This window comes from Oleiphilus sp. HI0067 (assembly GCF_001635735.1).
Map to the genome: position 1 here is coordinate 1 of NZ_LWFI01001569.1, position 770 is coordinate 770.

1 protein-coding gene is annotated in these 770 nt (G+C 45.6%); it reads left to right on the forward strand.

What is annotated here, in order from left to right:
- The coding region (locus A3739_RS25590) for an RND family transporter (protein ID WP_156502838.1) at positions 1-770 on the forward strand (770 nt) is incomplete at both ends.

Sequence of the window (770 nt, forward strand, 5' to 3'; positions counted from 1 at the left end):
CACGGGAACCGTCGCGACGATTCTTGTCATCATTCTCTCTGCGTTGACAGCGATGGGGCTATTCGGTCATCTAGGTTGGGTGCTTACCGGCCCAACAACAAGTGCGCCAGTCATCATCACCACGATGGCCGTTGCCGACAGCGTGCATATACTCGTCACATTTCTCTACAACTTACGTCAAGGCATGCCAAAGCATAGTGCGATGCAAGAAAGTATTCGTATCAACTTCCAACCAGTATTTATCACTAGTCTAACGACTGTTCTTGGCTTTATGACGATGAACTTCTCTGAAGTCCCTCCCTTTAGAGACCTAGGAAACACAGTAGCAATGGGCGTGATTGCGGCGCTCTTCTTCTCAGTATTCTTCCTACCTGCATTTATGTCAGTGATGCCAATTTCAACGAAGAAGCAAGCAGCACGTCAAAGCAAGGGTATGGACAAACTTGCCTCTTTCATCATCAACAATCGTAATGGCGTTTTGATCGGCTCTGGCATTGTCACAGTCGTTTTGTTCGCTTTAATTCCGCTAAATCAAATTAACGATGACTTTATCGCCTACTTCAAGGAATCGGTGGAGTTCCGTGCAGACACTGAATTCACATCTGACAATTTAACTGGCATCTACAATATTGCCTTTTCTCTGGAGCAAGGCGAAAGCAACGGTATTAGCCAACCAGAATTCTTGAGACAAGTTGAGTCGTTCTCGCAATGGCTCAAATCAAAGCCAGAAGTCACAAATGTCGAAACCATCACCGAGATATTCAAACGTT